The organism is Enterococcus sp. HY326, from assembly GCF_026157065.1.
In the GTDB taxonomy this organism is placed as follows: domain Bacteria; phylum Bacillota; class Bacilli; order Lactobacillales; family Enterococcaceae; genus HY326.
Map to the genome: position 1 here is coordinate 1 of NZ_JANLGQ010000002.1, position 21,764 is coordinate 21,764.

Sequence of the window (21,764 nt, forward strand, 5' to 3'; positions counted from 1 at the left end):
GTGGCTGTATTAATTGGTTTTGATATTAACGATGCGGCGTCAATCGGAATTATCGGCGCGGCGGATGGACCAACCTCCATCTTCGTAGCCAATACCTTGAATTCGAAATATCTAGGGGCCATCATGGTTGCCGCCTATTCCTACATGGCGTTAGTGCCAATTATCCAACCGGTGGCAATCAAAGCGGTGACAACCAAACATGAACGCCGGATTCGCATGAACTACCGGGCAGGGGAAGTCTCGCAAACAGCGAAAATTATTTTCCCAATCGTCATTTCGATTGTGGCTGGGTTAATTGCACCTGCATCACTCCCATTAGTTGGGTTCTTGATGTTCGGAAACTTGTTAAGAGAATGTGGCGTGTTAGACCGTCTGTCGTTAACGGCCCAAAACGAATTGGTAAATATTATTTCGATTCTATTAGGTTTGACAATTTCTGTACGGATGCAAGCGAACGAATTCCTACAAGTGGATACCTTAATGGTAATTGGCTTAGGGTTAGTTGCATTTGTAATGGATTCAATTGGTGGAGTACTCTTTGCCAAAGTCTTGAACTTATTCCGCAAAGAAAAAATCAATCCAATGATTGGGGCGGCTGGGATTTCAGCGTTTCCAATGAGTAGTCGAGTGATTCAAAAAATGGCAACCGAAGAAGACCCGCAAAACTTTATCTTGATGCATGCGGCGGGTGCCAATGTTTCTGGACAAATCGCTTCAGTAATCGCTGGTGGATTAGTTTTAGCTTTATTAGGCGGTTAAGACAATTTTTGTCTCCATTTCCTCAACCTGTTACACGTTGAGGAAGCTTGTCAAAGCGCATTACACGATATAAAAATGAGGAGGAACCAACATGTCAGAAGCGTTACAAACAGCGTTGCAGTTATTAGTTTTTGGTTGGGGCGGCGTATTCGTCGTGATTCTAGTCATCTACTTTGCCTCAATGATTTTGAGTAAATTATTTCCAGTAAAGAAGTAAGAGGGGATTGCAATGAAAAAAATTCGTTTTATGGAAACCGTCTTGCGGGACGGTCAACAGAGCTTAATCGCCACCAGAATGCGGACATCCGATATGTTACCCATCTTAAAAACGATGGACGAAGCCGGCTTCCATTCTTTAGAAATGTGGGGAGGGGCAACGTTTGATTCCTGCCTGCGCTTTTTTTTTAAATGAAGACCCGTGGGAAAGATTGCGGGCCATTCGCAAAGAAGTTAAAAATGCTAAATTACAAATGTTGTTACGAGGACAAAACCTCTTAGGCTACAAAAATTATGCCGATGATGTGGTGACGGATTTCGTGACCAAATCGATTCAAAACGGGATTGATGTGATTCGTGTGTTCGATGCCTTAAATGATACACGGAATTTAAAAACATCAGTTTTAGCTGGGAAAGAAGCTGGCGGACATATCCAAACAGCGATTTCTTACACCACCAGTGATTTCCACACCGTTGATTATTTTGTAAAATTAGCCAAGGAAATGGCAGATTTAGGCGCAGATTCAATTTGTATTAAAGATATGGCGAGAGTACTTACGCCTGAAACTGGTTTTGAATTGGTGAGTCGCATCAAAGACAGCATTGACTTGCCATTAGAAGTCCACACTCACGCAACTAGCGGAATTTCTGAAATGACCTATTTGAAAGTCGCAGAAGCGGGCGCAGATATTATCGATACAGCTATTTCTTCTTTTGCTGGTGGCACGAGTCAGCCAGCAACGGAATCTGTTTCGATTGCGTTAGAAGGATTAGGCTTTGATACAGGTTTAAACCAAGAAAAATTAACCGAAATTGCCGAATACTTTAATCCGATTCGTGATCGTTTCCGCAATGAAGGCATTTTGAATCCTAAGGTGAAAGATGTCGAACCGAAAACGTTAATCTTCCAAGTACCTGGTGGGATGTTATCCAATTTATTGAGCCAATTAACAGAACAAGGCTTACAAGATAAATACGATGAGGTACTAGCTGAAGTGCCAAAAGTGCGGGCGGATTTAGGTTATCCTCCGTTGGTAACGCCATTGTCTCAAATGGTAGGGACTCAAGCGTTGATGAACGTGATTTCTGGTGAGCGTTACAAATTAATTCCAACTGAAATTAAAGATTACGTGAAGGGCTTATACGGCCAGCCACCTGTCGCTATTTCAGAAGACATTAAAGAAAAAATCATCGGCGACGAAGCAGTGGTGACCGTTCGTCCAGCTGATTTAATTGCGCCCCAGTTACCTGAATTCAGAGAAGAAATCAAAGAGTACGCAAAATCAGAAGAAGATTTCTTAGATTACGCTTTGTTCCCACAACAAGCCAAAGACTTCTTAGGCCGCAGAGAAGATCCTTTCTATGATGTGCCAGTGCAAACGGTAAGTGTCACAATTGAAGCCAAATAAAAAAACTTTTTAGAGATAGAAAATCACAAAATCTTTCGTGATTTTTTATCTTTTTTTGTTGTCATCTCTGACTCGAATTGATTTAACAGACAAATACAAGTTGACTTTTTCTTTGTTTTTTGAAATATTTTTAGTAAAGGGGGCGACGAAATGATTAAAGCGTATAAAGAATATTGGCAAAACATTACCAATATGGAAGGCTCTGCCACAAGAAGCCAATACTGGTGGCCACAGGTCGTCAATTACTTTGTAATGGGAGTTTATTCATCTATAGTTGGGATTCAAAATTATGTTGAGTTTACGACAAGAGATCGCTATGTTGTCTTAGAATGGAATATGGTAACTATCGGGTTTGTCCTTTTAGGTATGCTGATATGGCTCGCCAATTTTACAGTTAGAGCCAGAAGACTACATGATCGAGATCACAGCAATTGGTGGATAGCCTGGTACTTACTGCCGTTAATAGGTGCGCTAATTATTTTTTTCGAACTGATTTCACCGGGCAGATATAGCTTCAACAAGAGATGGCCTATCAACCAATCGGATTTTTGATTAAACTAGGTTGCTTCGGCAATCTTTTTTGGTAGACAGGCTAAGAGTTACAAGGAATTACTCATTCTCTCTTTTTTTGAACCTATTCATAATTCTTTTCAATAAATGAGGTCGAAAGGAAGAGGTTATATCCTGCCAACCTTGAATATCAGGAATTTCGTTTTTTGTAAAATAATTTAAAAACATTGGAACAATTTCTTCACCGCTATCTGGAATATAAGAGTAGTGAGACATTTCGCCTGCTGGTGACAAAAAGCGTATTTCGACAGCTGCCGCATATTGGAGATAAAGGCTATCATGAATTGGCTTTTCCGGTTCTAGAATAACGAACTCAGTTTCCTTTTTGACCAATGAACTTGTGATAAGTTCACTTGTAATATCATCAGAGTTGTAAATTTTGCCATCGATGGTTAGTGTAAAATTAGTTGCCATATCCAAGGCCCCTTTGCAAAAAAAATGGGATTATTATAGTTGCTATGTTAATTCAGTGGTTACAGAGATAATCTATCCATATGCCAAGTAAAATTAAGAAAATAAAAATCTGTTATACTCTAAAGTATAGGAGAGGAGCGTATGTTTTATGAAACGTCCGGCAATTTCAAAAAATATGAATCCTGATATTTTTCAAGATTTTTACTATTTAAAAGAAGAATTAGTGTCCTTTTGTAAATCTGAAAATATTCCAACCTCTGGGAATAAGGAAGTCTTGACTGAAAGAATAGTTGAATATCTAAAAAGTGGTCAGATAAAAGCAAGACCAAAAAATAAGAAGTCTGCCGCTATCCCCAGTGAACTCACTGTAAATAGCATAATTGAAAAAAATATTGTTTGCTCCGAAACCCATAGAAGTTTTTTCTTAAAAGAAATTGGTTCTCATTTTAAATTTAAAGTAGCTTTTCAACAATGGCTTAAAGCCAATCATGGAAAAACATATGCCGAAGCAATTTCAGTATATCCCACAATTTCAACTAAGAAGCCAACCAAAATTGACGCTCAGTTTGAATACAACACTTATATTCGAGATTTCTTTTTAGAAAATAAAAATCGAAATTTGTCAGATGCCATAAAATGCTGGAACTATAAAAAAGGACTACCTGGGCATAATAAATATGAAGCCAATGATTTAAAAGCTATTTAATCTCTTACTTTGCTCAATGTATACTCTAAAGCTGCTCGCCATACCAACGTGAGGCGAGTATTTTCTCGTGGGACGGGACACTATAATCTCTGAGTGGTGACGCTCAAGGATTATTGGACTTGAATCTAAGTCTTAGTGTAAAAATATTTTTGACGTTGTTTTTCTACTATAATTTAAGACAGCTAATTTGTAAAATTTAGGTGATTTTAGGAATAGCCACAGTCTGGATGTAATGAAAAAATTGACTAACACTTGCCAAAACAGTTGTTGATACTACAATATAATTGAGGAGGTATAATTATGGTTGAATGTCCAGAATGTTATAGTAGCAATAATAAGGCAACTCCATTACGGAACAAAGAATCCTGTCTTAAAGAGCATACTCAATATATTTGTGGTACGTGTGGCAGATGTATTTGTATCGAACCTGATTCTAAGAGAAATGTTCGTCGTTGGAATTTCCCTTTCAAATCTCTTGAAATGGCTAAACTTTATTTGAGAACGGCGGACTATACAGAGCAAAACAGTTGTGGCGTTTATCAGATTGTAGACGAGTCAGGAAGAAAATCTTACAAAATATTTCCAACAAGCGAAGATTTCATTTCTTATTTGAAACGTACTGGGAAGCATTCTTTGACTAAGGATGCTTTATTTCAGAGGGAAGAATATATAATTTTCCCAAAACTGAAGTAAGGCGTTTAACTCAAAACGAGATTATTCAATATTTGGCTTCCAATTGAGTCCTCCAATGATAGATTTTGTATGCAAATAAATAATCAATTTTTTCTAATAGCTTTACCGGGCTTTTTATTATTAATATCAAAATTTCACCAGTAAGATTTTAATTTACTTCACTCAAGACGCTTCTTTAATTTCATTGCATTTTACTTCTTTTCTGCTAGAGTTATTACTGACGAATACTTATTATAATTCATTGATAAAAGTGGATTTCTAAATACTGTTGATTGAAGAGGACGTAGCATTGATTTTTGATATATGGAAAAAAAGAGAACATGCTTTCATAAAATTATTATTGAAATCAATAAAATTTGTTCTGAATGACTCATTGGTTTCAATTATCTTATTTGTCTTAATTTTTATGTACTCGGATTTAAAAGATTTAGTTTTGTCAATGAGGACTATCAATGAAAGTTTATTCTTAGTGATAATTGCTGGACTTTATACGGCTTTCGTAATGAGACAAAATTTTTTTACTTTCATAGAAGAACCAGACTTGATCTTTTTAGGTCCGAAGGAAAAAGAGATTATTCAAGTAATAAGACAATCTTTTTTTAAACAAATTTCCATTTCTAGCGTAATAGAAATCCCCATTTATTTTTTAACCTATCTAGCCCTTTCAATAATTAATATTGATCATGGACTAATACTCCTATGTAATTTAATCTTTGTCTTGAAATTTTTTCAATGGGTCAAATTCAATATTCCTATTTATAAAATAACAGCCAAGCATACTTTTTCCAGCTCTTTTTTTAATATTTTTGTGCTAGTAACTTTTTTATTGTTAACTTTTAAGTTGTACTTTTTTTCATATGCGCTTCTTGTGTGTTTGATTATTATCATAAAAAAAGAGATGTTAAATAAGAATACAATTCAATTAAATTGGAAAAAATTAATGGAAAATGAGAATCAATCATGGAATAAACTCCATTTCCTTCTCGGCAATTTTGTAAAAATAAAAGAAAAAGAATCAAATATTTCACAATCAATTTTGCTGGAAAAGTTGCTTGATCGCATTCCAAAAAACAAAGAATACTTAATGTTGTACATCTATTTAAGATCTTTTTGTCGAAAATCTGAAAATAGAGTGAACTTGTTTGTTGTCACTATTTCAGTTTTTGTAGTCTCAGTATCATTAACCAATACTTTAATTGGAATAATCATTCCACTGGTGATTCATTTACTGTATTCAGTATCATTTTTCCAAGAATCTACTCGAAGGGTTTATCCGATAATGAATAGGTCAAAAAGACAATATTTGATATTAGGTTTAGGTATTTGGCTATTCTTTTTTATATTTTTTGCCCCATCTTTTCTTATTTCGTTGGTATTTAGCAGTAAGCTTTTATTGTGGATGTTGCCACTTAGTGGGGGGGATCTATCTTTTTGGCTTACTTCGGCAAATACAAAAATGTTCCAAGCTAACTTAATTTATAAAATCACCAAATATTTATAGCCAAAAGTATTCAAAGCCAATTTAGCTTTAATCCATATCTTGCAGTATTTCTATTTTCTATTTTGAAATGGGTTATTCAATTGAGGCTTTGGTAGTTTAATTGTGGCTTTTTCTCAGTAGAAGGAAATCATAAAAATAATTTATGCCTAACAGGCTAGGCATGAATGGATGTATTAGTATCGACAAATTCAAACAGAGCCGGCAGATTCTTCGAAGGAAGTGGATTTCTGCCGGTTTTTATTGGATGTCTCAAGCTAATTTCAACTTATTATTTTTGAAGATATAGCAAAACTATTGACAGTAAGTAACTAAATAGCAAGAAAAATGTCGACATTTGCTCCGTTTGAGCGATTGGATAGCTTGATGTTCCCCTGATGAAGTCGAGCAACTCTTTGGACAAAAGCTAGGCCGATACCGTAATGATTTGATTCAGGGTTTCGAGCTGTATCATCTTGATAGAAAAGCTGTCCAACATTATTGAGTAGCCTCTGTGAAAACTCCGAATCGCTATTCCACAATGAAATGCATAGCTTCTCTTTTGTAGAATTGATAGTTAGCCTAATAGTAGGTGTTTCTTCATTTGAATAATGTAAAGCATTTGTAGCTAAATTTAATAGGGCACGAATTACTAAATTCAGATTGATTCGAATTATTATCGTTTCATCTACATGGCTATCGATGGTAAAGATAGCTTTTTTTTGTGTTGTATAGTGTATTTCTTGTTCCAAGATTTCAATTAGCTCACTGATAGAACAAGCTTGTAGTTCATTTTCCATATCATAAAAAGTTTTTGAATACTGGATGAACTGTTCAAAGTAATCATTGAGCCTTATACTGGCGCCTTCAATATCAGAGAGACATTGCTTTTCTTGAAGGGTTGTTTCGCTAGCTTGTAAAAATTCTGCGTTTCCTTTAATAACTGTTAACGGTGTTTTTAAATCATGAGCAGCAGCTGAAACTTGAAACATTAGTTCCTGTTTCTGTTGCTTCTCATCTTCGAGCATATTTTTAATCTTTTGTTGCATCGTTTCAATGTGCTGTTTTGTTTCGATAAATTCAGTTAAGGTTAATTCAGTTTTATTGATTGTAGCAGAACTTTCATCAAACCAACTACTTTGTTCGTAAACTGCATCCATTTCTGTTTTTATAGTTTTTAATAATTCCAAGACATTTTTTACGATAGTTGCAATAATGATGATACTAAGATAAACACCTGAAAATACATTAAAAAAGATGGAAAAAGACTGAATATTTCTCTCGGTAATATTGCTAAAGGATGTAAAAGCAAGTGGTAAGAAATAGAAAAATAGAATATTAATTAGAGACTGCTTGAAAATCTTCCAATAGGTGTGTCGAACTAGTTGTTTAAAGCTTCTGGTAGTTGCCATCGGTAGCCACCTCCCCAAATTGTTTTAATCGGATTGATATGATAGGGCTTCATTTTTTGTCTAATTTGATAAATAAATTCTGATATAGACCGCCACTGAGTATCTGAACTTTGTGGATAGAGGTACTCATAAATTTCATCAATGGTATAAGGGCGTTCAGGATGACTAGCTAATAAATAAATCAGCTCAAATTCTCTTTTCGTTATTGGAAGAAGTTCATTTAGGATTTTAACTTCTTTACTTGCGTAATCAATACTAAGCTGACCAAATGTTAACAGTTGTGTCTGCAGGTTATGTCGTTCATCACGACGAATGTGCATGTTTACCCTTGCAAGTAATTCTTTTACGCTAAACGGTTTCGTAATATAGTCGTCAGCTCCAGCTTGAATTCCTGCTAGCATATCCTGTTCAAGATTTTTAGCTGTTAGAAAAAGAATCGGTGTTTGGATAGGCTGACGAATGTAAGCACAAATATCTAAACCATTAACAGGCATCATGACATCAAGGATGATTAAGTTAAACCCTGTAAAATCACAAATATCAATGTCTGTGATTTTTGAGCGGGTCACTACAGTATAGTTTGCATCTTCTAAGACATTCTTTATGAGTCTAAGAATACTTATATCGTCATCCAGAACAAGTATTTTATGTGCCATCTAATTCATCCCCAATCGTTTAATTTATTTCCACAATTTTATCCATTGTGACTAGTGATAGAAGTAGGTAAAACCAAATTATTTTTAGAAAAAAACCGAAATCTGAAAAATATCCGAAAATTGTTTTGTAGACTTTGTTTATAGCTGATTAAGCGCTACTGCAAAACCTTGTTTACTTTTTTTAGTTAATTGAATTTAAAACAGATAATACTGATTAATGTTATCACTTGGATGATGACACCGCAACAGCAATCAGCTAGAAGGTTAACTGAATTCAGCCAAATGACTGATGTTTCAGTAGGTGACACAAGGTTTTGAATACAATTCAAATGGATATTTTTGTTGGAGGTAAGAAATGATAGAGATTGAGAATATTAAGAAAAAATATGGTAATAAAGTTGTCTTAGATAAGGTTTCGTTTACTGCTGAAAAAGGGCAAATTACTGGGGTAATTGGACCAAACGGTTCAGGAAAATCAACACTGATGAGAATTTTACTGGGACTCGAAACAAGTCAAGAAGGACAAGCACTGATCAACAAAAAAAAGTATATGGACTTGAGGGAACAGCCTTATAATATCGTCGGTTCTTTTCTAGATAGTTGTTCGCCAAATCCCTCACGAACAGGTGTGAGTCATCTTAGATGGATTGGTTTAGCTTGTGGTATTGATAAAAAAAGATGTTTGGAATGTTTGGAAATTGTCGGTTTAACTGGAGTAGGAAAGAAAAAAATTAAAGATTATTCTCTGGGGATGAAGCAACGATTAGGGCTAGCTGCTGCTATTTTAGCAGATCCACAAATCTTAGTGTTAGATGAACCGATTAATGGATTGGATCCAGAAGGAATTAGATGGGTGAGAGACTTTTTAAAAGGATTTGTTAATCAAGGGAAATTGGTGTTGATGTCCAGTCATTATATGAGTGAGCTAGAATTAACTGTTGATAAGGTAGTTGCCTTATCTCACGGCAAAATTGTCCTACATTCGGATAGAGATACAATTATTTCCGAATACGGTTCCTTTGAAAATGCCTATTTTGACTCTACCAAAACGAAGAAAAATGGTGACGCTAATGTTGAATAAAATCATAAAAAGCGAATGTTATAAAGTTCTCTCTTTTCCTCTATTTTGGTTTGGTATCATATTCGTTTTTGGCATTAGTATTTTCTTTTCAATTCAAAATATTCAAGCCATCAATGCGATGTTTTCTGGAAATTTTGCATCTGTTAATCTTGAATCAAATATTTTATCTGAGACACCAGCTATACTTGTCAGAGATGCCATTCTTTCTTCACCTTATCAAACGAGCGTACTATTCCTTCCGATTCTAATTGCCTTAGTTTATGCAACAGAATATCAATTCGGGCAAGAGTTGCAAAGCCAATTATTAATTACTAATTGGCAAAAAAGGACTACTGGTAGAATCATTAGTTTATTTGTGATAGTAAGCATAGTCACACTAGTCTTCGCGATAGTTAATTGCCTTTTGTTGTTTATTCTACTAACACCAACTTTAAAAACATTTTTGACATTTTTTCTAGTCGGAGAAGTGACCTTGAGGGTACTTTTATTTTCAGTTGTGTTGGGACTATTGTCTTTAGTGTTTGTAACACTTACAAAGAAATCCATTCCTTCTCTGGTCTTAATTGTGCTGCTATTGATTTTATCTTTAACTGGCTTATTGGGAATATTAGCTCCTGATTTGAATAACATATTACCTTTATTAGGTGCAAAATCATTTGCTTTTGGTAGAGTGGAAGCGGGTCAAACTTCTCAATTATACGGCTTTTTGTTACTCTTAATTGAGTCTGTCTTATCATGCTCCATGATATATGGTATTGAGTGGAAGAAAGAGCAAAGGTGTTAACATGGCTATTAATATCTGGAAAGCTCTCTTATACAAAAAGTACACTTTGAAAAGTAAAGCGTACCAAATTTTGTTTATCGGTGGAGCAGCATTTTTCATATGTGTATTAAGTTTAATCCCTTTTCAATTGAATGGGAGTGGGCCTGTGCAGCTTTCTTTAACTAATTTTTTATCCATTATCGTTTTTCTTTTTATAAGTTGTGGGCTGCTGAGTGGGCAGATAGAAATCAATTATCATGAATCTATACAATTGGGTTTACTAGTAGGAAGTAAATCCAAGACTATATTTTACTCGCTGACTGTGGAGGTAATGGACTATATTTTTCAATCTTTCTTTATTTTCGGGATGATTAATGTGTTATATGGTGTTTTGTATTCAGGACAAGAGATACAAATTTTACGGATGCTTTCTTTTGTTTTAGGAGGGTGCACCTTTGCTTTTTTAGCTTATTTTTTAACACTATGTTTTGAAAGCGCAATGATAGCTCTAGCTATACTATTGATTTTTCCGCTAATAATCAGTCCTTATTTAGAAAGAATGTTTCCTAACACAGTGCCTCTTGTTATTTATAACGCTATAACAGCTAGTATAAACAGTTCACAATTTGGTATTTCACATTGGTATTTATTTATTTTGTTAATACTTGTCATTGCGTTAACTTATTTGCAATTTAGAAAGCAGGCATGAGAAGGTAGTAAAACTTTCATCAGCGAGGTATTTATGGAAAATAATAGAAAAACAGATTTTAAACTAAAAGAAATTTCAATAAATAATGAGCAGAGTAAACTAGTCAGAGTGATTTTAATCTATTTGCTCGTCTTCTTTCTTTGGTGGTCAGTATATGAATTATCAGGAGTTCAGTTATTTAGATCACCTTTGGCAGAAGCAATATCCAGCTCTATCATTAAATTCTTAACGTGGACAGTTCCAGCTCTTGTCTTAACAAAAGCATGGAGTAAATTTCTCTACATTCCATTCGACAAGATATTTAAAAATAAGTTTACTATTTTTCCGTATTTCCTACTTGTCTTCTTGATGGTGAGTTATCTTTTCGTTGGAAATTTTTTAGAAAATGGAAGCTTACAACTTACTACACCAATTAATGGGGCTGATTTAATAGGCATAGTATTGTTTGTGGGAATAACAGAGGAGGTCGTATTCAGGGGGTGGCTGTTGAATGCATTGTTGCCAAAAATGACAAAATTTTGGGCAGTCTCCATTTCCTCAATCCTATTTTTATGCATACATTTCCCTATCTGGATAAAAACAGGAAGTCTTCTTTCAAATTTTACTTCAGGGGCATTTATTAATGTCTTGATATTAAGTGCCATATTCTCTATGTCCTTCATAAAAAGTAAAAACATCATTGTTCCAATTGTAATTCATATGATTTGGAACTTTACATTATTGATAATCTAGACTGGAACTATTTTGGTTAATAGTTTTATTCTTTTTATAATAATGGATTCGTGGAGCAATATTTATGCACTTTTTATATGTTCAGATATAGATTTTTGATGAATCGTTTTCAATAGTAGACCAATTGAAAAAAGTTATTTGATTTACAAAGTTGCCAAAAATCAATCATTCTCAAGAATACAATAATCTAAAAAAAATAGATTTCATACACTCATAATAAACTTTTCAAACTTTTACAATACTCATTACACAAAAAATTCACATTTACAGGTTATTATGAACTCATCCCAATAAAACAAACCCAATAAAACACTTTTTCATTTTTTACTCCTAAACCCGCCAGTCCCCGCTGGCGGGTTCCCTTTTGTCTTCAGAAAAAAGATTTTCTGAAGAGTTCTAGGTCACATACGTTTAACTAGGAGTGAAGCAGCAAGATTTGTTTAAATGTTGTTGAAAGTTGAACTAGTATCCTAGCCATCAGTCTCCGCCAATGGGGGTCTTTTTTGTCAAGTTTAGACGCATATTCCATATTCAAATGCAATGCTAAAAGTTTCAAGCCAAAAGAAAAAGCCCTTGATTTCTCAAGGGCTTGACGTTGATTTGTAAAACAAATATTAACGACGGATTTCTTTGATACGAGCTGCCTTCCCGTGTAAAGCACGTAAGTAGTACAATTTTGCACGACGAACTTTACCGTAGCGAACAACTTCGATTTGTGCGACACGAGGAGTGTGAACTGGGAAAGTCCGTTCCACACCAACACCGTTTGAAATTTTACGAACAGTGTAAGTTTCGCTGATGCCAGCACCACGACGTTTGATGACTACGCCTTCGAAAAGCTGGATACGTTCGCGGGTTCCTTCGACTACTTTCGCATGAACGCGAACAGTGTCACCAGGGCGAAACGCTGGAATATCCGTACGTAGTTGTTCTTGAGTTAATTCTTGAATTAATGGGTTCATTTATTCCTTCTCCTTATTCCAAACATTCATAGGACAGCTGCCCCAGCGGAATATCGTAATAGATGAGTGTTTACACTCACCAAATAATATTACCATAGACCATTTTGACTGTAAAGATAATTTTCTTGACTGGTGCAAATTTTTGTTGTGAGGCAAGGAGTTTGCTATAATTTAGGAAATGAATTAGAAAAGAGTGTGGCTCATGACAGTAACGATTCGGGCAATTCAAGATAGTGATATTCCAGTTTTATGGAAATTGGAAGAAAATATGTGGACCAACGATAATACACCCAATGCCAATCAGCAGCTGAGCTTTGATGCCTATGAAAAAAGTCAAAAGGATCGAGAAATTTTAGTGGCGGCAAATGATGATAGCTTATTAGGGTTTATCAGCTATAAAAATCCGACAACGATGAGCAGTCATAGTCGTCAATGGGAGCTAGGAATCGGTGTTGCTGAGGAGGCCCAAGGACAGGGGATTGGTAAAAAATTAATTGCAGCTGTTATTGAAAAAGCCCGCCAGCAAAATATTGGCAAGCTTTCCTTAAGAGTGATGGACAGTAATCCACGGGCTAGAAAATCTTATGAGGCGTTGGGCTTTGTTCGGGAAGCCCATTACAAAAATGAATTTTGGATTAATAACCATTGGGTTGATGATTATCATTATGCTTATTATTTAGAAGACACTTTATAAAAATGAAAAGAATCGACTGAAATATTCTACAGGTGAAGCTAGCTTGTAGAAATTATTTCAGCCGATTCTTTTTTATAGGGCTTTTTTATTAAAGATTAGACAGCTAGCAATTAAACTGAAAATAATCCAAATAAGTGTGACTAGGATAGATGGATAAAAATCTGATAGCTGTAGGCTACCATTAATCAGCTGCAGATTTTGTGAAACTAGATAGAGTGGGTTATATTCACTGACTTTCGGAAAAATATTTGCCAAAAATAGACAGGCAACAAGTCCGCCGCAAAAAAGTAAAGTGCCGCTGGTTTCAAAGAAAAGAACACTACCGAGGTAAATACTGGTCAAGAGAAATATTCCAAAAAGCCATAGAAAGCTTGCCGCTAGGAACAAATGATTTTGCTGATCAGTTGGCCAGTAAAAGGCCGTATAAGCATAGGTAACAACAAAAGCTAACAGGTTTCCCAAGGTCCACAACAGGCCGCTGACCGTCAGCTTTGAAAAAATGACGGTTGTCCGGGGGAGTCCTTTGGTCAGCATGTTCACTAGAGTTCCTTTGGTCAGTTCACTAGTCAGACTACTGCTGAAAACAATCACCAAAATAATTAAACCAAACTGTGGCAGATTTTTATAGTATTGCGTCCATGAGTCAAAGGCAGTTGGCGTTGGAACGGTCAAGGAGATGCCTTCTAGTGATAAACTTGAAATTAAATCCGGGGTAAATTTTGCAATCAAAGGATTCATTAAGCCCAGCAATAAAAAGATGACCGTTAGTAGCAATAATTTGCCGTTTCTTAATACCGCTAAACCTTCTTTTTTGGTAAAGGCTAGATAAGCGCTCATTTCACCACCTCCAAGAATAAATCCTCCAGTGTCGGTTCTTGGAATTCCAATTTTACCGGCACAAGCTGCTGCTGGTTCAAAAGCTGCATTAGAGCAAAAATAGTTTGATCAGCATGGAGGGTGCTGATTTTCAGCTGGTCAGAATTTTGTTGCTCAATTGTAAAAGATTGAGCAGCCCTGTCTGTAAATTTTTTGAGGCTGCTGTCATCTTTAAATTCTAAAAGAATCGTTTCTTGTTGCTGCTGATTTTTTAACGTTTGAATGGCGCCGTTTAACACAATTTCCCCTTGATCTAAGATGGCCACATGGTCACAAATTTTATCGACATCCGCTAAAATGTGGGTTGAAAACAAGACGGTGGTCTTGTTTTTAATCCGCAGCAGAATTTCTAAAATTTCTTTGCGGCCTAAAGGGTCCAAAGCAGAAGTCGGTTCATCACAAATCAGCAGTCGTGGTTCATTTAATAAAGCTTGGGCAATGCCTAAGCACTGCTTCATTCCCCGAGAAAAGCCGCCGATTTTTTTTTGTTCTTTTTCAAGGCCAACAAGCTCCAACAATTCAGCACTTCGTTCTTTAATTTTGGCTGCGGGCATGTAGGTAATCTCTCCGCAGAGCTTCAAATACTCTTCGGGTTTCATAAAATCATAAAATTCTGGAACATCTGGTAGATAGCCGACAAAGCGGTTGGTTTTAGTTTGGCCAAAGGCGACAGACTCGTCAAAAATTTTGACAGTTCCCGAAGTGGGCTTCAATAAACCTAACATAATTTTCATGGTGGTAGTTTTGCCGGCACCATTTTTCCCGAGAAAACCGAAAATAGCTTTTTCCGGGACTTCAAAGGAAACATCCTTTAGAATTTGCTGTTTGCCAAAATTTTGATGCAAATGATTTACTTCAATAGCTGCCATCAAGCATCACCTCGCCCGATAGAAAAGTAAAGGACAGGCCCGATAATTGTGACAAAAGATAATAAAAGCCAGAGCCATTTATTGCCAAAACGGTAGTGGGGATGCCGTAACACATGGATAATCGTGGCTGCGGCTAAGGCGAATTCCAAAATGATTAAGGGAATCAAAATGGGTAAAAGATCGGCACTCATGTTTACTCCTCCTCATCAATTAAGAAATATGTTGCAAAATTTGTTGGTATTCTTTTTTTGTTTCCTCTGCATCACTGGCGGTAAAATAATAATCCCGGTCCGCTGTTTTTAAATAAATAATCTCCTTTTGATCAAGACGGACATAGAGCGTTGCCGAGCGACCATTTCCGGCAAAAGAACCGGTAGCATAGTTTTCGGTACCCATGCCGTTCACTCGGAATAAGCCTTTTGGCAAATCAGTTATCAATTCAACAGACTCAATATCGTTAAAGGGCACGCTGGATTTGCCGACAAGCGGGGCTGTCATCACGACATCTTCTTGAGTGATTTCCATGCGAATCGAATTCGTTTGAAAATCATATTGAAACATCGGTACCATCACAAAAGTTAAAATCCCCACCAAAAAGACGACGAGAATCCCACCACCGATTTTCGCAGCAGGTTTTGCCATGTTCGTAGTAATGTTCATACCAACACGATCTGGTAGCATCAGACGATTATCATTGGGATTGTAATAAACACCATAGCGCCAATATTGGTCGTCACCGCTGTAACGTTGTTCACCGGTTTGCGCCATTAATTGATCCTGTTTTTTCCGTAGTTTAAATAAAAGAGCAATCGTGGACCCACAGCCGATAAAGAGCACTAAGAAGTAGGCTACCGAAATGACCGTCACAATTGTTGGATTAAAGGTCAACAGACCATAAGGCAATAAAATCAAAGGAACAAACATATAGCTCAAGATAACGGTAATCAGTGACCAGTAAAATTTCGTCAAATCATTGTATTGCTGGTTGAGTTCAGTCTTTTGTGACCAAGCCTTCACTGGAAAGTGGCGGATGTAATAATACATTGCCAGACTAAGCAGCCATAAAATCCCTGCTGTCACAATCATCACGAGGTTCATTGTGAAGCTATTTAGCTGAAGGATTGAAATGGCTGCTGCGACAATCGTCAGCAGCAGACTGCCTAGCAACCATTTGATTGACAGCATTTTGCGATTTTTTAATTGAATCGCTTGGGTATCAATCAGAATCGGCTGTGCTTGTAACAGCCAGCCCATTTTAGCTTGCAGATCGTGAAGTTTATGAATGTAATGGACTTGGTAGAGATACATCGTACCTAGAAAACCAAAGATCCCCAGCATAAAGCCAGTAAATAAAATAGAATCATAAGGCAAAAAAATCAGTGGAATGGTTGTTAAACTAAAGATTATTGTGATAATTAAAAGTCCTTTGCGGTAGTCTTTGATTAAAGCTTTCACGACAGGAGCGTTTAACTTATCCTTTGGTAACGTATTTTCTAAAATAATATTGGCGTGGGGCCGGCTGGGAATGATGCCCATCAAGCCCATTAAAATAAATAATGCAATTTCAATCAGAATCATAAAAGACATGTAAATCACTCCTCAAAAAAATCTGTTAGTATTTGTTGGACACTTTTTTCAATTTGTTCGGTGTTGACGGCGTGCAAACGAATTTCTGCTAAAATCAAGGTCAGTTGGAAAAATAAATCCGGCGGTAAAGGACCAGGCTGCGGTTTTAATTGAGCGACTTTGGTTCCCAGTCTTCGATCGGTAATTAAAAATCCTTCATCCTTCAATTGATTGTAGGCTTTAGAAATTGTCATATTATTCACGCCAATTTCATCTGCTAGCTGACGAACAGAGGGTAGCTGCTCATCTGGTTTTAACTGGCCTTTGGCAATGCCGATAACTATTTGGTCCCGCACTTGTTTATAAATTGGAATTTCCGATGTCGTGGAGATTTCAAAAAGCATATGGTCACCTGATTTCTTTTTTTGTATTGTTTGTATTATATATTGTAATACAAAAATCTTTTTTAAACAAGTGACAAGTCAACAGGATTTTTCAAGTTTTTTACTGGCAACAGAGATTTATTAAGATGACAATTGTCTTTGGAAACTGTATATTTAATGAAGAAGTTTTAGCAAATTTTTTTGAAGGTAGGAAAAAATGCATGGGAAAAATTCGCATAAATAATTTAAAATATTTTACAAAAAATGGTGTCTTGAAGGAAGAACGAGTGCTAGGCCAGCAAATCGAAATTGATGTTGAACTAAGCTTAGATTTAACTGCTGCGGGCAAGAGTGATGATGTGGCAGATACCGTCAGCTATGCAGAAATTAATGATTTGATTGCCAAGCGAGTAACAACCAGTTCGTATAACTTAATGGAGGGCTTGGCTGCGGCAATTTTAGATGATATTCAAAAGGATTTTGGCAACCGTTTAACCAGCGTACTGCTGCGAATTCGTAAATACAGCGTACCGATGCCCGGACTGTTTGACAATATTGAAATCGAAATGGAAAGAGCCTTCAAATGATAACTTATCTAGCCTTAGGCAGTAATATGGGAGAGCGTTTAGAATTATTGAAGGCCGCCAGAGAAAAATTGGCGGCTGACTCTCAAATCGAAGTCTTGGCCTCCTCAAAATTATATGAGACTGATCCATACGGTTACACCCAACAGGAAAATTTTTTAAATGCTGTCATCAAAATCGACACGAGTTATCAACCGGCAGACTTGTTAAAAAAAATCCACCACATAGAAGCGGCCTTGGATCGCAAACGCTTGGTTCATTGGGGACCACGCACCATTGACATTGATATTTTATTGATGGGTGATTTGAACATCACCACTGAGGAATTAACCATTCCCCATAAAGAAATGACAAAGCGCTCCTTTGTCTTAATTCCTTTAAGGGATGTCTATCATGGAGAGCTTTTCAACAAAAGTTTAGCGGCTTGGATTGAAGCCAGTGGAAATCAGCAAGAAGTAAGATTAGCAAAAGAGGTATGGTAAATGAATCCAGAACAGATTGCTCAAATTGAAGCTGCCGTGACCCAGATTTTGACGGCAGTCGGCGAAGACCCACAGCGGGCCGGCTTAATCGAAACGCCCCAACGGGTTGCCCGCATGTATCAAGAAATTTTTAGCGGCTTAACGACAGACTTTGATGATTTTAAATTATTTGATGCCGGCAGTGCCGGTGAAATGGTGGTCGTCAAAGATATTCATTTTTATTCCATGTGTGAACACCATTTGTTGCCCTTTTTCGGCAAGGTTCACATCGCCTATATTCCCTCTGAAAATAAAGTCTTGGGACTAAGCAAGTTGCCCCGACTTGTTGAATACTGTGCAAAGAGGCCCAGCGTTCAGGAAAACTTAACGCGGCAAATTGCTGAATTGATTGCCGAGCATGTTCCAGTTTCTGGCGTGGCGGTTTCCATTGAGGCCAAGCATTTATGCATGGAAATGCGTGGCGTACGTTCTCCTGACAGTAAAACGAAAACCTTCTTTTATCTTGGTGCCTTTAAAGAAGATCAGGAGTGGAAGCGAGACTTTTTGGCGGCGATTAATCATGACTAGCTTGATTGTTGCAACAAAAAATTTAGGAAAATTGCAGGAGATGCAAAAAGCCTTTGGCGACCAAATTCGTTTAATTGGTCTTCATGAATTAGCCCCAGATTTGAAAAGTCCAGTTGAAAACGGCTCAAGTTATCTGGAAAATGTGCGGCTGAAAGCTAAGTATTATGCAGAAGCATTGCAACAGCCAGTCTTAGCCGATGATGGCGGACTAGAACTAGCAGCTTTTCCGAAGTTGCTTGGGGTGCAGACTCATCAATTTTTTCAGACTGCTACTGCTCCAGAACAAAATCAAGAAATTTTAAATTTGTATCAAAAAAATCCGCAACAAAATCGCAAGTTTGTGCTCCATGCAGCGTTGGTTTATTGGGGAAAAGCAGAATTTCAGGTGGAAAAAACGCTAGCCGGTGAGATTGTTGCACCCCGTGGTCAGCTGGGTTACGGATTTGATTCTATTTTATGGCTGCCGATTTATCAGAAAACGTTGGCTGAGATGCCGTTAGCCCAGCGCAACACTTTAAGCCCTAGAATACAGGCGCTAAAAATAATTTTGCCGAAAATTTTAGCCAGCTTAAGTGTTCATTAAGAAAAAAGCCAAAGAAAATTTACTTTTAGAGACTAGACTGACAAAAAGGAGGCAGGCCAATGTTTGATTTTACAAAAAAGCAGCAAATCATGGGAATTTTAAATGTGACTCCGGATTCTTTTTCTGACGGTGGGCACTACACAGATATCGAAGCGGCTGTCGAGCAGGCTGAAGCTTTAGCGCTAGCCGGTGCTGACGTGATTGATATCGGCGGCCAATCGACACGGCCGGGCTATCAAGAGATAACACCAGCAGAGGAATTAGCCAGAATTTTACCAGTGGTGGAGGCAGTCAAACAAAGAATTTCTGTGCCGCTATCAGTGGATACGTATTTTCCTGAAGTCGCCCAAGCAGTGATTAGCGCAGGTGTGGAAATTATCAATGATATTCAAGGTCTCGGTCAGCCGGGAATGGCGGAGCTGTTGGCGGCTAATCCTGAAGTTGCAGTGGTCATTATGCATTCCCGCAAACGCCGAGAAAGTTCATTAATAGCTGACCTACAGGAATTTTATCAAGAAAAAGTAACTCAATGTCAACAATACGGCATCTCATTAGAGCGGGTCGCCTTTGACCCAGGTGTCGGCTTTCATAAATCTGTCGCAGAAAACTTAGCGATTATGGCTCAGCCACAAGATTTTCGTTTTGAGAAACTGCCGCTGTTGTATGGCGTCTCCCGCAAGCGCACGATTGGCACAGTGACGGGAGAAACGAATCCCCTTGAAAGAGACTATGCTTCAGTTACAGCTTCGCTTTTTGCCCTTGAGCAGGGAGTTGAAATGGTGCGGGTACACAATGTTGCCGGCATGAAGCAGGCTTTAACCATGTGGGAGGCTTTAAAAAATTTAAACTAATCTGAAAAAGGAGTTGTGAAGATGACAATTGAGGAACTAAAATTCCTGCAGGAAAATTTTTCTGAGGAAAAAGTTTATCTCACTGATGGTTATTATCGTTTCAAACAACTAGCAGCTGATGAATATGAAATCATGTTTGCTTTGCCAGGAAATTGCGGCACCAGTGAGTATCATCCCCGCATCCGTTTTGCGGTTGAAGCCGAACAGATTGTGCCGATTTCTTTGATGGATGTTGTCGCAACGCCTGTTCAACTGATTGACTATTCTCCAGAAACAGCAGCAGAATTAACGCTGGCCTTAGAAAATTTAAAGAATAAATTTTTTGCAGTCAAGGTTTAGCAATACTTTAATAAAAAAGCCAACTGAAGGATTTAAACAATCAGACGGTGACTATTCGTTAGCTCTTTCAAGTTAACGAATGCTCACTGTGGAATCAGTCTGGCTTTTTTGTTAGCCTGTAGTTAGACTTGTGATAAAAAACACAAAGGAGCGTACTTATGGAAAAAATTTTTATCAGTCCGGCCCGTTATGTTCAGGGCAAGGGCGTTTTAAAAAGTGGTATTTCTCATATTAAAAAAATTGGTACAAAATCGTTGTTGCTTTGCGATGATTTTGTCTGGCAACTTTGCGGCGAAGCATTTGCTGAGAATTTAAAAACAGAAGGACTCACTGTTTTACACCTGCCTTTTAATGGGGAGTCTTCTGAAAAAACCATTCAAGCAATTCTAGCAAAAGCTAAGGGAGCGGATGTGGATGTTGTTTTAGGCTTAGGGGGTGGAAAGACAATCGATAGCGCCAAAGGAATTGCTGATTGCTTATCTTTGCCGGTGGTTATTTTACCAACAACAGCCTCCACTGATGCACCGACATCAGCGATTTCGGTCATGTATTCAGAAGACGGCGTTTTTGAAAAATATCAGTACTATCAAAAAAGTCCGCAGCTCGTCTTAGTTGACACCGAAATCATCGTCCAAGGGCCAGTTCGTTTATTAGCTTCAGGAATTGCCGATGCTTTGGCAACTTGGGTTGAGGTGCGGGCTGTGCTGCAAAGTCGTGGCAAAAATTTATTAGGTGGCGGCGTGACTTTAGCGGCGCAGGCGATTGCTGAAAAATGCCAAGCCGTCTTGTTTGAATTTGGCAAACAAGCGCTAGCTGCAAATCAAGCAAAAGTTGTGACAGAGGCCTTTGAGCAAGTCGTCGAAGCCAATACGTTATTGAGTGGCATCGGTTTTGAGAGCGGTGGCTTGGCGGCAGCCCATGCTATCCACAATGGCTTTTCGAAATTAACAGGAGAGATTCAGCAGCTGACCCACGGAGAAAAAGTGGCTTACGGAACACTGACGCAACTCTTTTTAGAAAATCGTCCTAAAGCCGAGCTGGATCGTTTTATTGATTTTTACCAAGATTTAAACTTGCCGACGACTTTAGCAGAGTTACATTTAGAAACGAATTATTCTCAACTGCTGGAGGTGGGGCAGCAGGCGACAATTTCTCAGGAAACGATGAGCCGGATGCCTTTTAAAATTGAAGCGACTGATGTAGCTGATTGCCTTTTGGCAGTTGATAGTTATGTGAAAAGTTTAAAAAATGAAGGTAAGTAAGTTGCAGCTAGCCAAATCAGCTCAGCTCTTAAATAGAAAGACTATTGCAACGTCTATGTTTAGTGGAAAGTGCAATTATTATCATATTCTGAAAAAATATGGCATATTTAACTTAGTATAGCTTTTAAATGATTTACTGAAATTAGAGT

At 37.4% G+C, this 21,764-nt stretch carries 27 protein-coding genes and 1 pseudogene; 19 read left to right on the forward strand and 9 right to left on the reverse strand.

Going from position 1 to position 21,764, the window contains the following annotated elements:
• The 4 genes and pseudogenes from ORH16_RS04580 to ORH16_RS04595 form a co-directional block, all read left to right on the forward strand.
• Nucleotides 1-759, forward strand: a 759-nt coding sequence (locus ORH16_RS04580) for a sodium ion-translocating decarboxylase subunit beta (RefSeq protein WP_265456670.1), incomplete at its 5' end; no start/stop codon positions are given.
• A gap of 91 nt (nucleotides 760-850) precedes the next feature.
• Nucleotides 851-976 carry an OadG-related small transporter subunit gene (locus tag ORH16_RS04585; RefSeq protein ID WP_265456672.1) on the forward strand — a complete coding sequence of 42 codons (126 nt, stop codon included), beginning with the start codon at nucleotides 851-853 and terminating at the stop codon, nucleotides 974-976.
• A 12-nt stretch (nucleotides 977-988) separates the two neighbouring features.
• Nucleotides 989-2,384, forward strand: a pseudogene (locus ORH16_RS04590) (oxaloacetate decarboxylase subunit alpha).
• 150 nt (nucleotides 2,385-2,534) lie between these two features.
• On the forward strand, nucleotides 2,535-2,936 hold the full coding sequence (locus ORH16_RS04595) for a DUF805 domain-containing protein (RefSeq protein ID WP_265456674.1): 402 nt from the start codon (nucleotides 2,535-2,537) through the stop codon (nucleotides 2,934-2,936).
• Between the two features lie 57 nt (nucleotides 2,937-2,993).
• On the opposite strand, the gene ORH16_RS04600 is transcribed toward ORH16_RS04595, so the two are convergent.
• Nucleotides 2,994-3,368 carry a hypothetical protein gene (locus ORH16_RS04600; protein WP_265456676.1) on the reverse strand — a complete coding sequence of 125 codons (375 nt, stop codon included), beginning with the start codon at nucleotides 3,366-3,368 and terminating at the stop codon, nucleotides 2,994-2,996.
• A gap of 148 nt (nucleotides 3,369-3,516) precedes the next feature.
• On the opposite strand from ORH16_RS04600, the gene ORH16_RS04605 reads away from it, so the two are divergent.
• The 3 genes from ORH16_RS04605 to ORH16_RS04615 all read left to right on the forward strand — a co-directional run bounded on the left by ORH16_RS04605 (nucleotide 3,517) and on the right by ORH16_RS04615 (nucleotide 6,268).
• Nucleotides 3,517-4,074 carry a DUF6434 domain-containing protein gene (locus ORH16_RS04605; protein ID WP_265456678.1) on the forward strand — a complete coding sequence of 186 codons (558 nt, stop codon included), beginning with the start codon at nucleotides 3,517-3,519 and terminating at the stop codon, nucleotides 4,072-4,074.
• Between the two features lie 300 nt (nucleotides 4,075-4,374).
• On the forward strand, nucleotides 4,375-4,767 hold the full coding sequence (locus ORH16_RS04610; RefSeq protein ID WP_322597286.1) for a hypothetical protein: 393 nt from the start codon (nucleotides 4,375-4,377) through the stop codon (nucleotides 4,765-4,767).
• 289 nt (nucleotides 4,768-5,056) lie between these two features.
• A complete protein-coding gene (locus ORH16_RS04615) occupies nucleotides 5,057-6,268 on the forward strand; it encodes an ABC transporter permease (protein WP_265456680.1) in 1,212 nt (403 codons plus the stop codon).
• Between the two features lie 308 nt (nucleotides 6,269-6,576).
• Here ORH16_RS04615 and ORH16_RS04620 read toward each other — a convergent pair whose 3' ends face one another.
• Both ORH16_RS04620 and ORH16_RS04625 read right to left on the reverse strand, forming a co-directional pair.
• Nucleotides 6,577-7,656, reverse strand: coding sequence for a sensor histidine kinase (locus tag ORH16_RS04620; RefSeq protein ID WP_265456682.1), 1,080 nt, complete (start codon nucleotides 7,654-7,656; stop codon nucleotides 6,577-6,579).
• On the reverse strand, nucleotides 7,626-8,312 hold the full coding sequence (locus ORH16_RS04625) for a response regulator transcription factor (protein WP_265456683.1): 687 nt from the start codon (nucleotides 8,310-8,312) through the stop codon (nucleotides 7,626-7,628). The genes ORH16_RS04620 and ORH16_RS04625 overlap by 31 nt, the downstream gene beginning before the upstream one ends.
• A gap of 355 nt (nucleotides 8,313-8,667) precedes the next feature.
• Here ORH16_RS04625 and ORH16_RS04630 point away from each other — a divergent pair, with 355 nt between their 5' ends.
• From ORH16_RS04630 to ORH16_RS04645, 4 genes are read left to right on the forward strand one after another with little or no spacing between them, the layout of a single operon-like run.
• Nucleotides 8,668-9,393 (forward strand): ABC transporter ATP-binding protein, encoded by a 726-nt coding sequence (locus tag ORH16_RS04630; RefSeq protein ID WP_265456685.1) that lies wholly within the window; start codon nucleotides 8,668-8,670, stop codon nucleotides 9,391-9,393.
• Nucleotides 9,383-10,177 carry a hypothetical protein gene (locus tag ORH16_RS04635; RefSeq protein ID WP_265456687.1) on the forward strand — a complete coding sequence of 265 codons (795 nt, stop codon included), beginning with the start codon at nucleotides 9,383-9,385 and terminating at the stop codon, nucleotides 10,175-10,177. The genes ORH16_RS04630 and ORH16_RS04635 overlap by 11 nt, the downstream gene beginning before the upstream one ends.
• 1 nt (nucleotide 10,178) lies before the next feature.
• Nucleotides 10,179-10,865: a hypothetical protein gene (locus ORH16_RS04640; RefSeq protein WP_265456689.1), complete on the forward strand. Its 687-nt coding sequence runs from the start codon at nucleotides 10,179-10,181 to the stop codon at nucleotides 10,863-10,865.
• A 33-nt stretch (nucleotides 10,866-10,898) separates the two neighbouring features.
• Nucleotides 10,899-11,597 carry a CPBP family intramembrane glutamic endopeptidase gene (locus ORH16_RS04645; RefSeq protein WP_265456691.1) on the forward strand — a complete coding sequence of 233 codons (699 nt, stop codon included), beginning with the start codon at nucleotides 10,899-10,901 and terminating at the stop codon, nucleotides 11,595-11,597.
• A 614-nt stretch (nucleotides 11,598-12,211) separates the two neighbouring features.
• On the opposite strand, the gene rplS is transcribed toward ORH16_RS04645, so the two are convergent.
• Nucleotides 12,212-12,559, reverse strand: a complete 348-nt coding sequence (gene rplS / locus ORH16_RS04650) for a 50S ribosomal protein L19 (RefSeq protein WP_265456693.1) — start codon at nucleotides 12,557-12,559, stop codon at nucleotides 12,212-12,214.
• A gap of 202 nt (nucleotides 12,560-12,761) precedes the next feature.
• Here rplS and ORH16_RS04655 point away from each other — a divergent pair, with 202 nt between their 5' ends.
• Nucleotides 12,762-13,253 carry a GNAT family N-acetyltransferase gene (locus tag ORH16_RS04655; protein ID WP_265456695.1) on the forward strand — a complete coding sequence of 164 codons (492 nt, stop codon included), beginning with the start codon at nucleotides 12,762-12,764 and terminating at the stop codon, nucleotides 13,251-13,253.
• A gap of 72 nt (nucleotides 13,254-13,325) precedes the next feature.
• On the opposite strand, the gene ORH16_RS04660 is transcribed toward ORH16_RS04655, so the two are convergent.
• From ORH16_RS04660 to ORH16_RS04680, 5 genes are read right to left on the reverse strand one after another with little or no spacing between them, the layout of a single operon-like run.
• The gene (locus tag ORH16_RS04660; protein WP_265456697.1) at nucleotides 13,326-14,090 is read right to left on the reverse strand and encodes an ABC transporter permease subunit; all 765 of its coding nucleotides are present in this window, start codon (nucleotides 14,088-14,090) and stop codon (nucleotides 13,326-13,328) included.
• Nucleotides 14,087-14,998 (reverse strand): ABC transporter ATP-binding protein, encoded by a 912-nt coding sequence (locus tag ORH16_RS04665; RefSeq protein WP_265456699.1) that lies wholly within the window; start codon nucleotides 14,996-14,998, stop codon nucleotides 14,087-14,089. The genes ORH16_RS04660 and ORH16_RS04665 overlap by 4 nt, the downstream gene beginning before the upstream one ends.
• A complete protein-coding gene (locus tag ORH16_RS04670) occupies nucleotides 14,998-15,189 on the reverse strand; it encodes a PLD nuclease N-terminal domain-containing protein (protein WP_265456701.1) in 192 nt (63 codons plus the stop codon). The genes ORH16_RS04665 and ORH16_RS04670 overlap by 1 nt, the downstream gene beginning before the upstream one ends.
• Before the next feature lie 19 nt (nucleotides 15,190-15,208).
• The gene (locus ORH16_RS04675; protein ID WP_265456703.1) at nucleotides 15,209-16,585 is read right to left on the reverse strand and encodes a PH domain-containing protein; all 1,377 of its coding nucleotides are present in this window, start codon (nucleotides 16,583-16,585) and stop codon (nucleotides 15,209-15,211) included.
• A 5-nt stretch (nucleotides 16,586-16,590) separates the two neighbouring features.
• On the reverse strand, nucleotides 16,591-16,968 hold the full coding sequence (locus tag ORH16_RS04680; protein ID WP_265456704.1) for a GntR family transcriptional regulator: 378 nt from the start codon (nucleotides 16,966-16,968) through the stop codon (nucleotides 16,591-16,593).
• A gap of 200 nt (nucleotides 16,969-17,168) precedes the next feature.
• Between ORH16_RS04680 and folB the strand changes: the two genes are divergently transcribed.
• The 7 genes from folB to ORH16_RS04715 all read left to right on the forward strand — a co-directional run bounded on the left by folB (nucleotide 17,169) and on the right by ORH16_RS04715 (nucleotide 21,615).
• Entirely contained in the window at nucleotides 17,169-17,534 is a 366-nt protein-coding gene (gene folB, locus ORH16_RS04685; RefSeq protein WP_265456706.1) for a dihydroneopterin aldolase, read from the forward strand.
• Nucleotides 17,531-18,013 (forward strand): 2-amino-4-hydroxy-6-hydroxymethyldihydropteridine diphosphokinase, encoded by a 483-nt coding sequence (gene folK, locus ORH16_RS04690; RefSeq protein ID WP_265456708.1) that lies wholly within the window; start codon nucleotides 17,531-17,533, stop codon nucleotides 18,011-18,013. Before folB ends, folK begins: the two co-directional genes overlap by 4 nt.
• The gene (folE, locus tag ORH16_RS04695; protein WP_265456710.1) at nucleotides 18,014-18,580 is read left to right on the forward strand and encodes a GTP cyclohydrolase I FolE; all 567 of its coding nucleotides are present in this window, start codon (nucleotides 18,014-18,016) and stop codon (nucleotides 18,578-18,580) included. It abuts the gene before it with no gap.
• Nucleotides 18,573-19,163 (forward strand): non-canonical purine NTP pyrophosphatase, encoded by a 591-nt coding sequence (locus tag ORH16_RS04700; protein ID WP_265456711.1) that lies wholly within the window; start codon nucleotides 18,573-18,575, stop codon nucleotides 19,161-19,163. Before folE ends, ORH16_RS04700 begins: the two co-directional genes overlap by 8 nt.
• Before the next feature lie 59 nt (nucleotides 19,164-19,222).
• Nucleotides 19,223-20,014, forward strand: coding sequence for a dihydropteroate synthase (folP, locus tag ORH16_RS04705; RefSeq protein WP_265456713.1), 792 nt, complete (start codon nucleotides 19,223-19,225; stop codon nucleotides 20,012-20,014).
• Between the two features lie 21 nt (nucleotides 20,015-20,035).
• Nucleotides 20,036-20,353, forward strand: a complete 318-nt coding sequence (locus ORH16_RS04710; RefSeq protein ID WP_265456715.1) for a hypothetical protein — start codon at nucleotides 20,036-20,038, stop codon at nucleotides 20,351-20,353.
• 158 nt (nucleotides 20,354-20,511) lie between these two features.
• Nucleotides 20,512-21,615: a glycerol dehydrogenase gene (locus ORH16_RS04715; protein ID WP_265456717.1), complete on the forward strand. Its 1,104-nt coding sequence runs from the start codon at nucleotides 20,512-20,514 to the stop codon at nucleotides 21,613-21,615.
• Nucleotides 21,616-21,764: the final 149 nt, after the last annotated feature.

Bases quoted from the DNA above. Each gene is read 5' to 3' on its own strand.
- ORH16_RS04655 (WP_265456695.1), top strand. From the start codon at position 12,762: ATGACAGTAACGATTCGGGCAATTCAAGATAGTGATATTCCAGTTTTA.
- ORH16_RS04700 (WP_265456711.1), top strand. From the start codon at position 18,573: ATGACTAGCTTGATTGTTGCAACAAAAAATTTAGGAAAATTGCAGGAG.
- ORH16_RS04640 (WP_265456689.1), top strand. From the start codon at position 10,179: ATGGCTATTAATATCTGGAAAGCTCTCTTATACAAAAAGTACACTTTG.
- ORH16_RS04665 (WP_265456699.1), bottom strand. From the start codon at position 14,998: ATGGCAGCTATTGAAGTAAATCATTTGCATCAAAATTTTGGCAAACAG.
- ORH16_RS04660 (WP_265456697.1), bottom strand. From the start codon at position 14,090: ATGAGCGCTTATCTAGCCTTTACCAAAAAAGAAGGTTTAGCGGTATTA.
- ORH16_RS04710 (WP_265456715.1), top strand. From the start codon at position 20,036: ATGACAATTGAGGAACTAAAATTCCTGCAGGAAAATTTTTCTGAGGAA.
- ORH16_RS04715 (WP_265456717.1), top strand. From the start codon at position 20,512: ATGGAAAAAATTTTTATCAGTCCGGCCCGTTATGTTCAGGGCAAGGGC.
- ORH16_RS04675 (WP_265456703.1), bottom strand. From the start codon at position 16,585: ATGTCTTTTATGATTCTGATTGAAATTGCATTATTTATTTTAATGGGC.
- ORH16_RS04645 (WP_265456691.1), top strand. From the start codon at position 10,899: ATGGAAAATAATAGAAAAACAGATTTTAAACTAAAAGAAATTTCAATA.
- ORH16_RS04630 (WP_265456685.1), top strand. From the start codon at position 8,668: ATGATAGAGATTGAGAATATTAAGAAAAAATATGGTAATAAAGTTGTC.
- ORH16_RS04605 (WP_265456678.1), top strand. From the start codon at position 3,517: ATGAAACGTCCGGCAATTTCAAAAAATATGAATCCTGATATTTTTCAA.
- ORH16_RS04620 (WP_265456682.1), bottom strand. From the start codon at position 7,656: ATGGCAACTACCAGAAGCTTTAAACAACTAGTTCGACACACCTATTGG.
- rplS (WP_265456693.1), bottom strand. From the start codon at position 12,559: ATGAACCCATTAATTCAAGAATTAACTCAAGAACAACTACGTACGGAT.
- folP (WP_265456713.1), top strand. From the start codon at position 19,223: ATGTTTGATTTTACAAAAAAGCAGCAAATCATGGGAATTTTAAATGTG.
- ORH16_RS04610 (WP_322597286.1), top strand. From the start codon at position 4,375: ATGGTTGAATGTCCAGAATGTTATAGTAGCAATAATAAGGCAACTCCA.
- folK (WP_265456708.1), top strand. From the start codon at position 17,531: ATGATAACTTATCTAGCCTTAGGCAGTAATATGGGAGAGCGTTTAGAA.
- ORH16_RS04680 (WP_265456704.1), bottom strand. From the start codon at position 16,968: ATGCTTTTTGAAATCTCCACGACATCGGAAATTCCAATTTATAAACAA.
- ORH16_RS04625 (WP_265456683.1), bottom strand. From the start codon at position 8,312: ATGGCACATAAAATACTTGTTCTGGATGACGATATAAGTATTCTTAGA.
- ORH16_RS04600 (WP_265456676.1), bottom strand. From the start codon at position 3,368: ATGGCAACTAATTTTACACTAACCATCGATGGCAAAATTTACAACTCT.
- ORH16_RS04585 (WP_265456672.1), top strand. From the start codon at position 851: ATGTCAGAAGCGTTACAAACAGCGTTGCAGTTATTAGTTTTTGGTTGG.
- folB (WP_265456706.1), top strand. From the start codon at position 17,169: ATGGGAAAAATTCGCATAAATAATTTAAAATATTTTACAAAAAATGGT.
- ORH16_RS04635 (WP_265456687.1), top strand. From the start codon at position 9,383: ATGTTGAATAAAATCATAAAAAGCGAATGTTATAAAGTTCTCTCTTTT.
- ORH16_RS04595 (WP_265456674.1), top strand. From the start codon at position 2,535: ATGATTAAAGCGTATAAAGAATATTGGCAAAACATTACCAATATGGAA.
- ORH16_RS04670 (WP_265456701.1), bottom strand. From the start codon at position 15,189: ATGAGTGCCGATCTTTTACCCATTTTGATTCCCTTAATCATTTTGGAA.
- folE (WP_265456710.1), top strand. From the start codon at position 18,014: ATGAATCCAGAACAGATTGCTCAAATTGAAGCTGCCGTGACCCAGATT.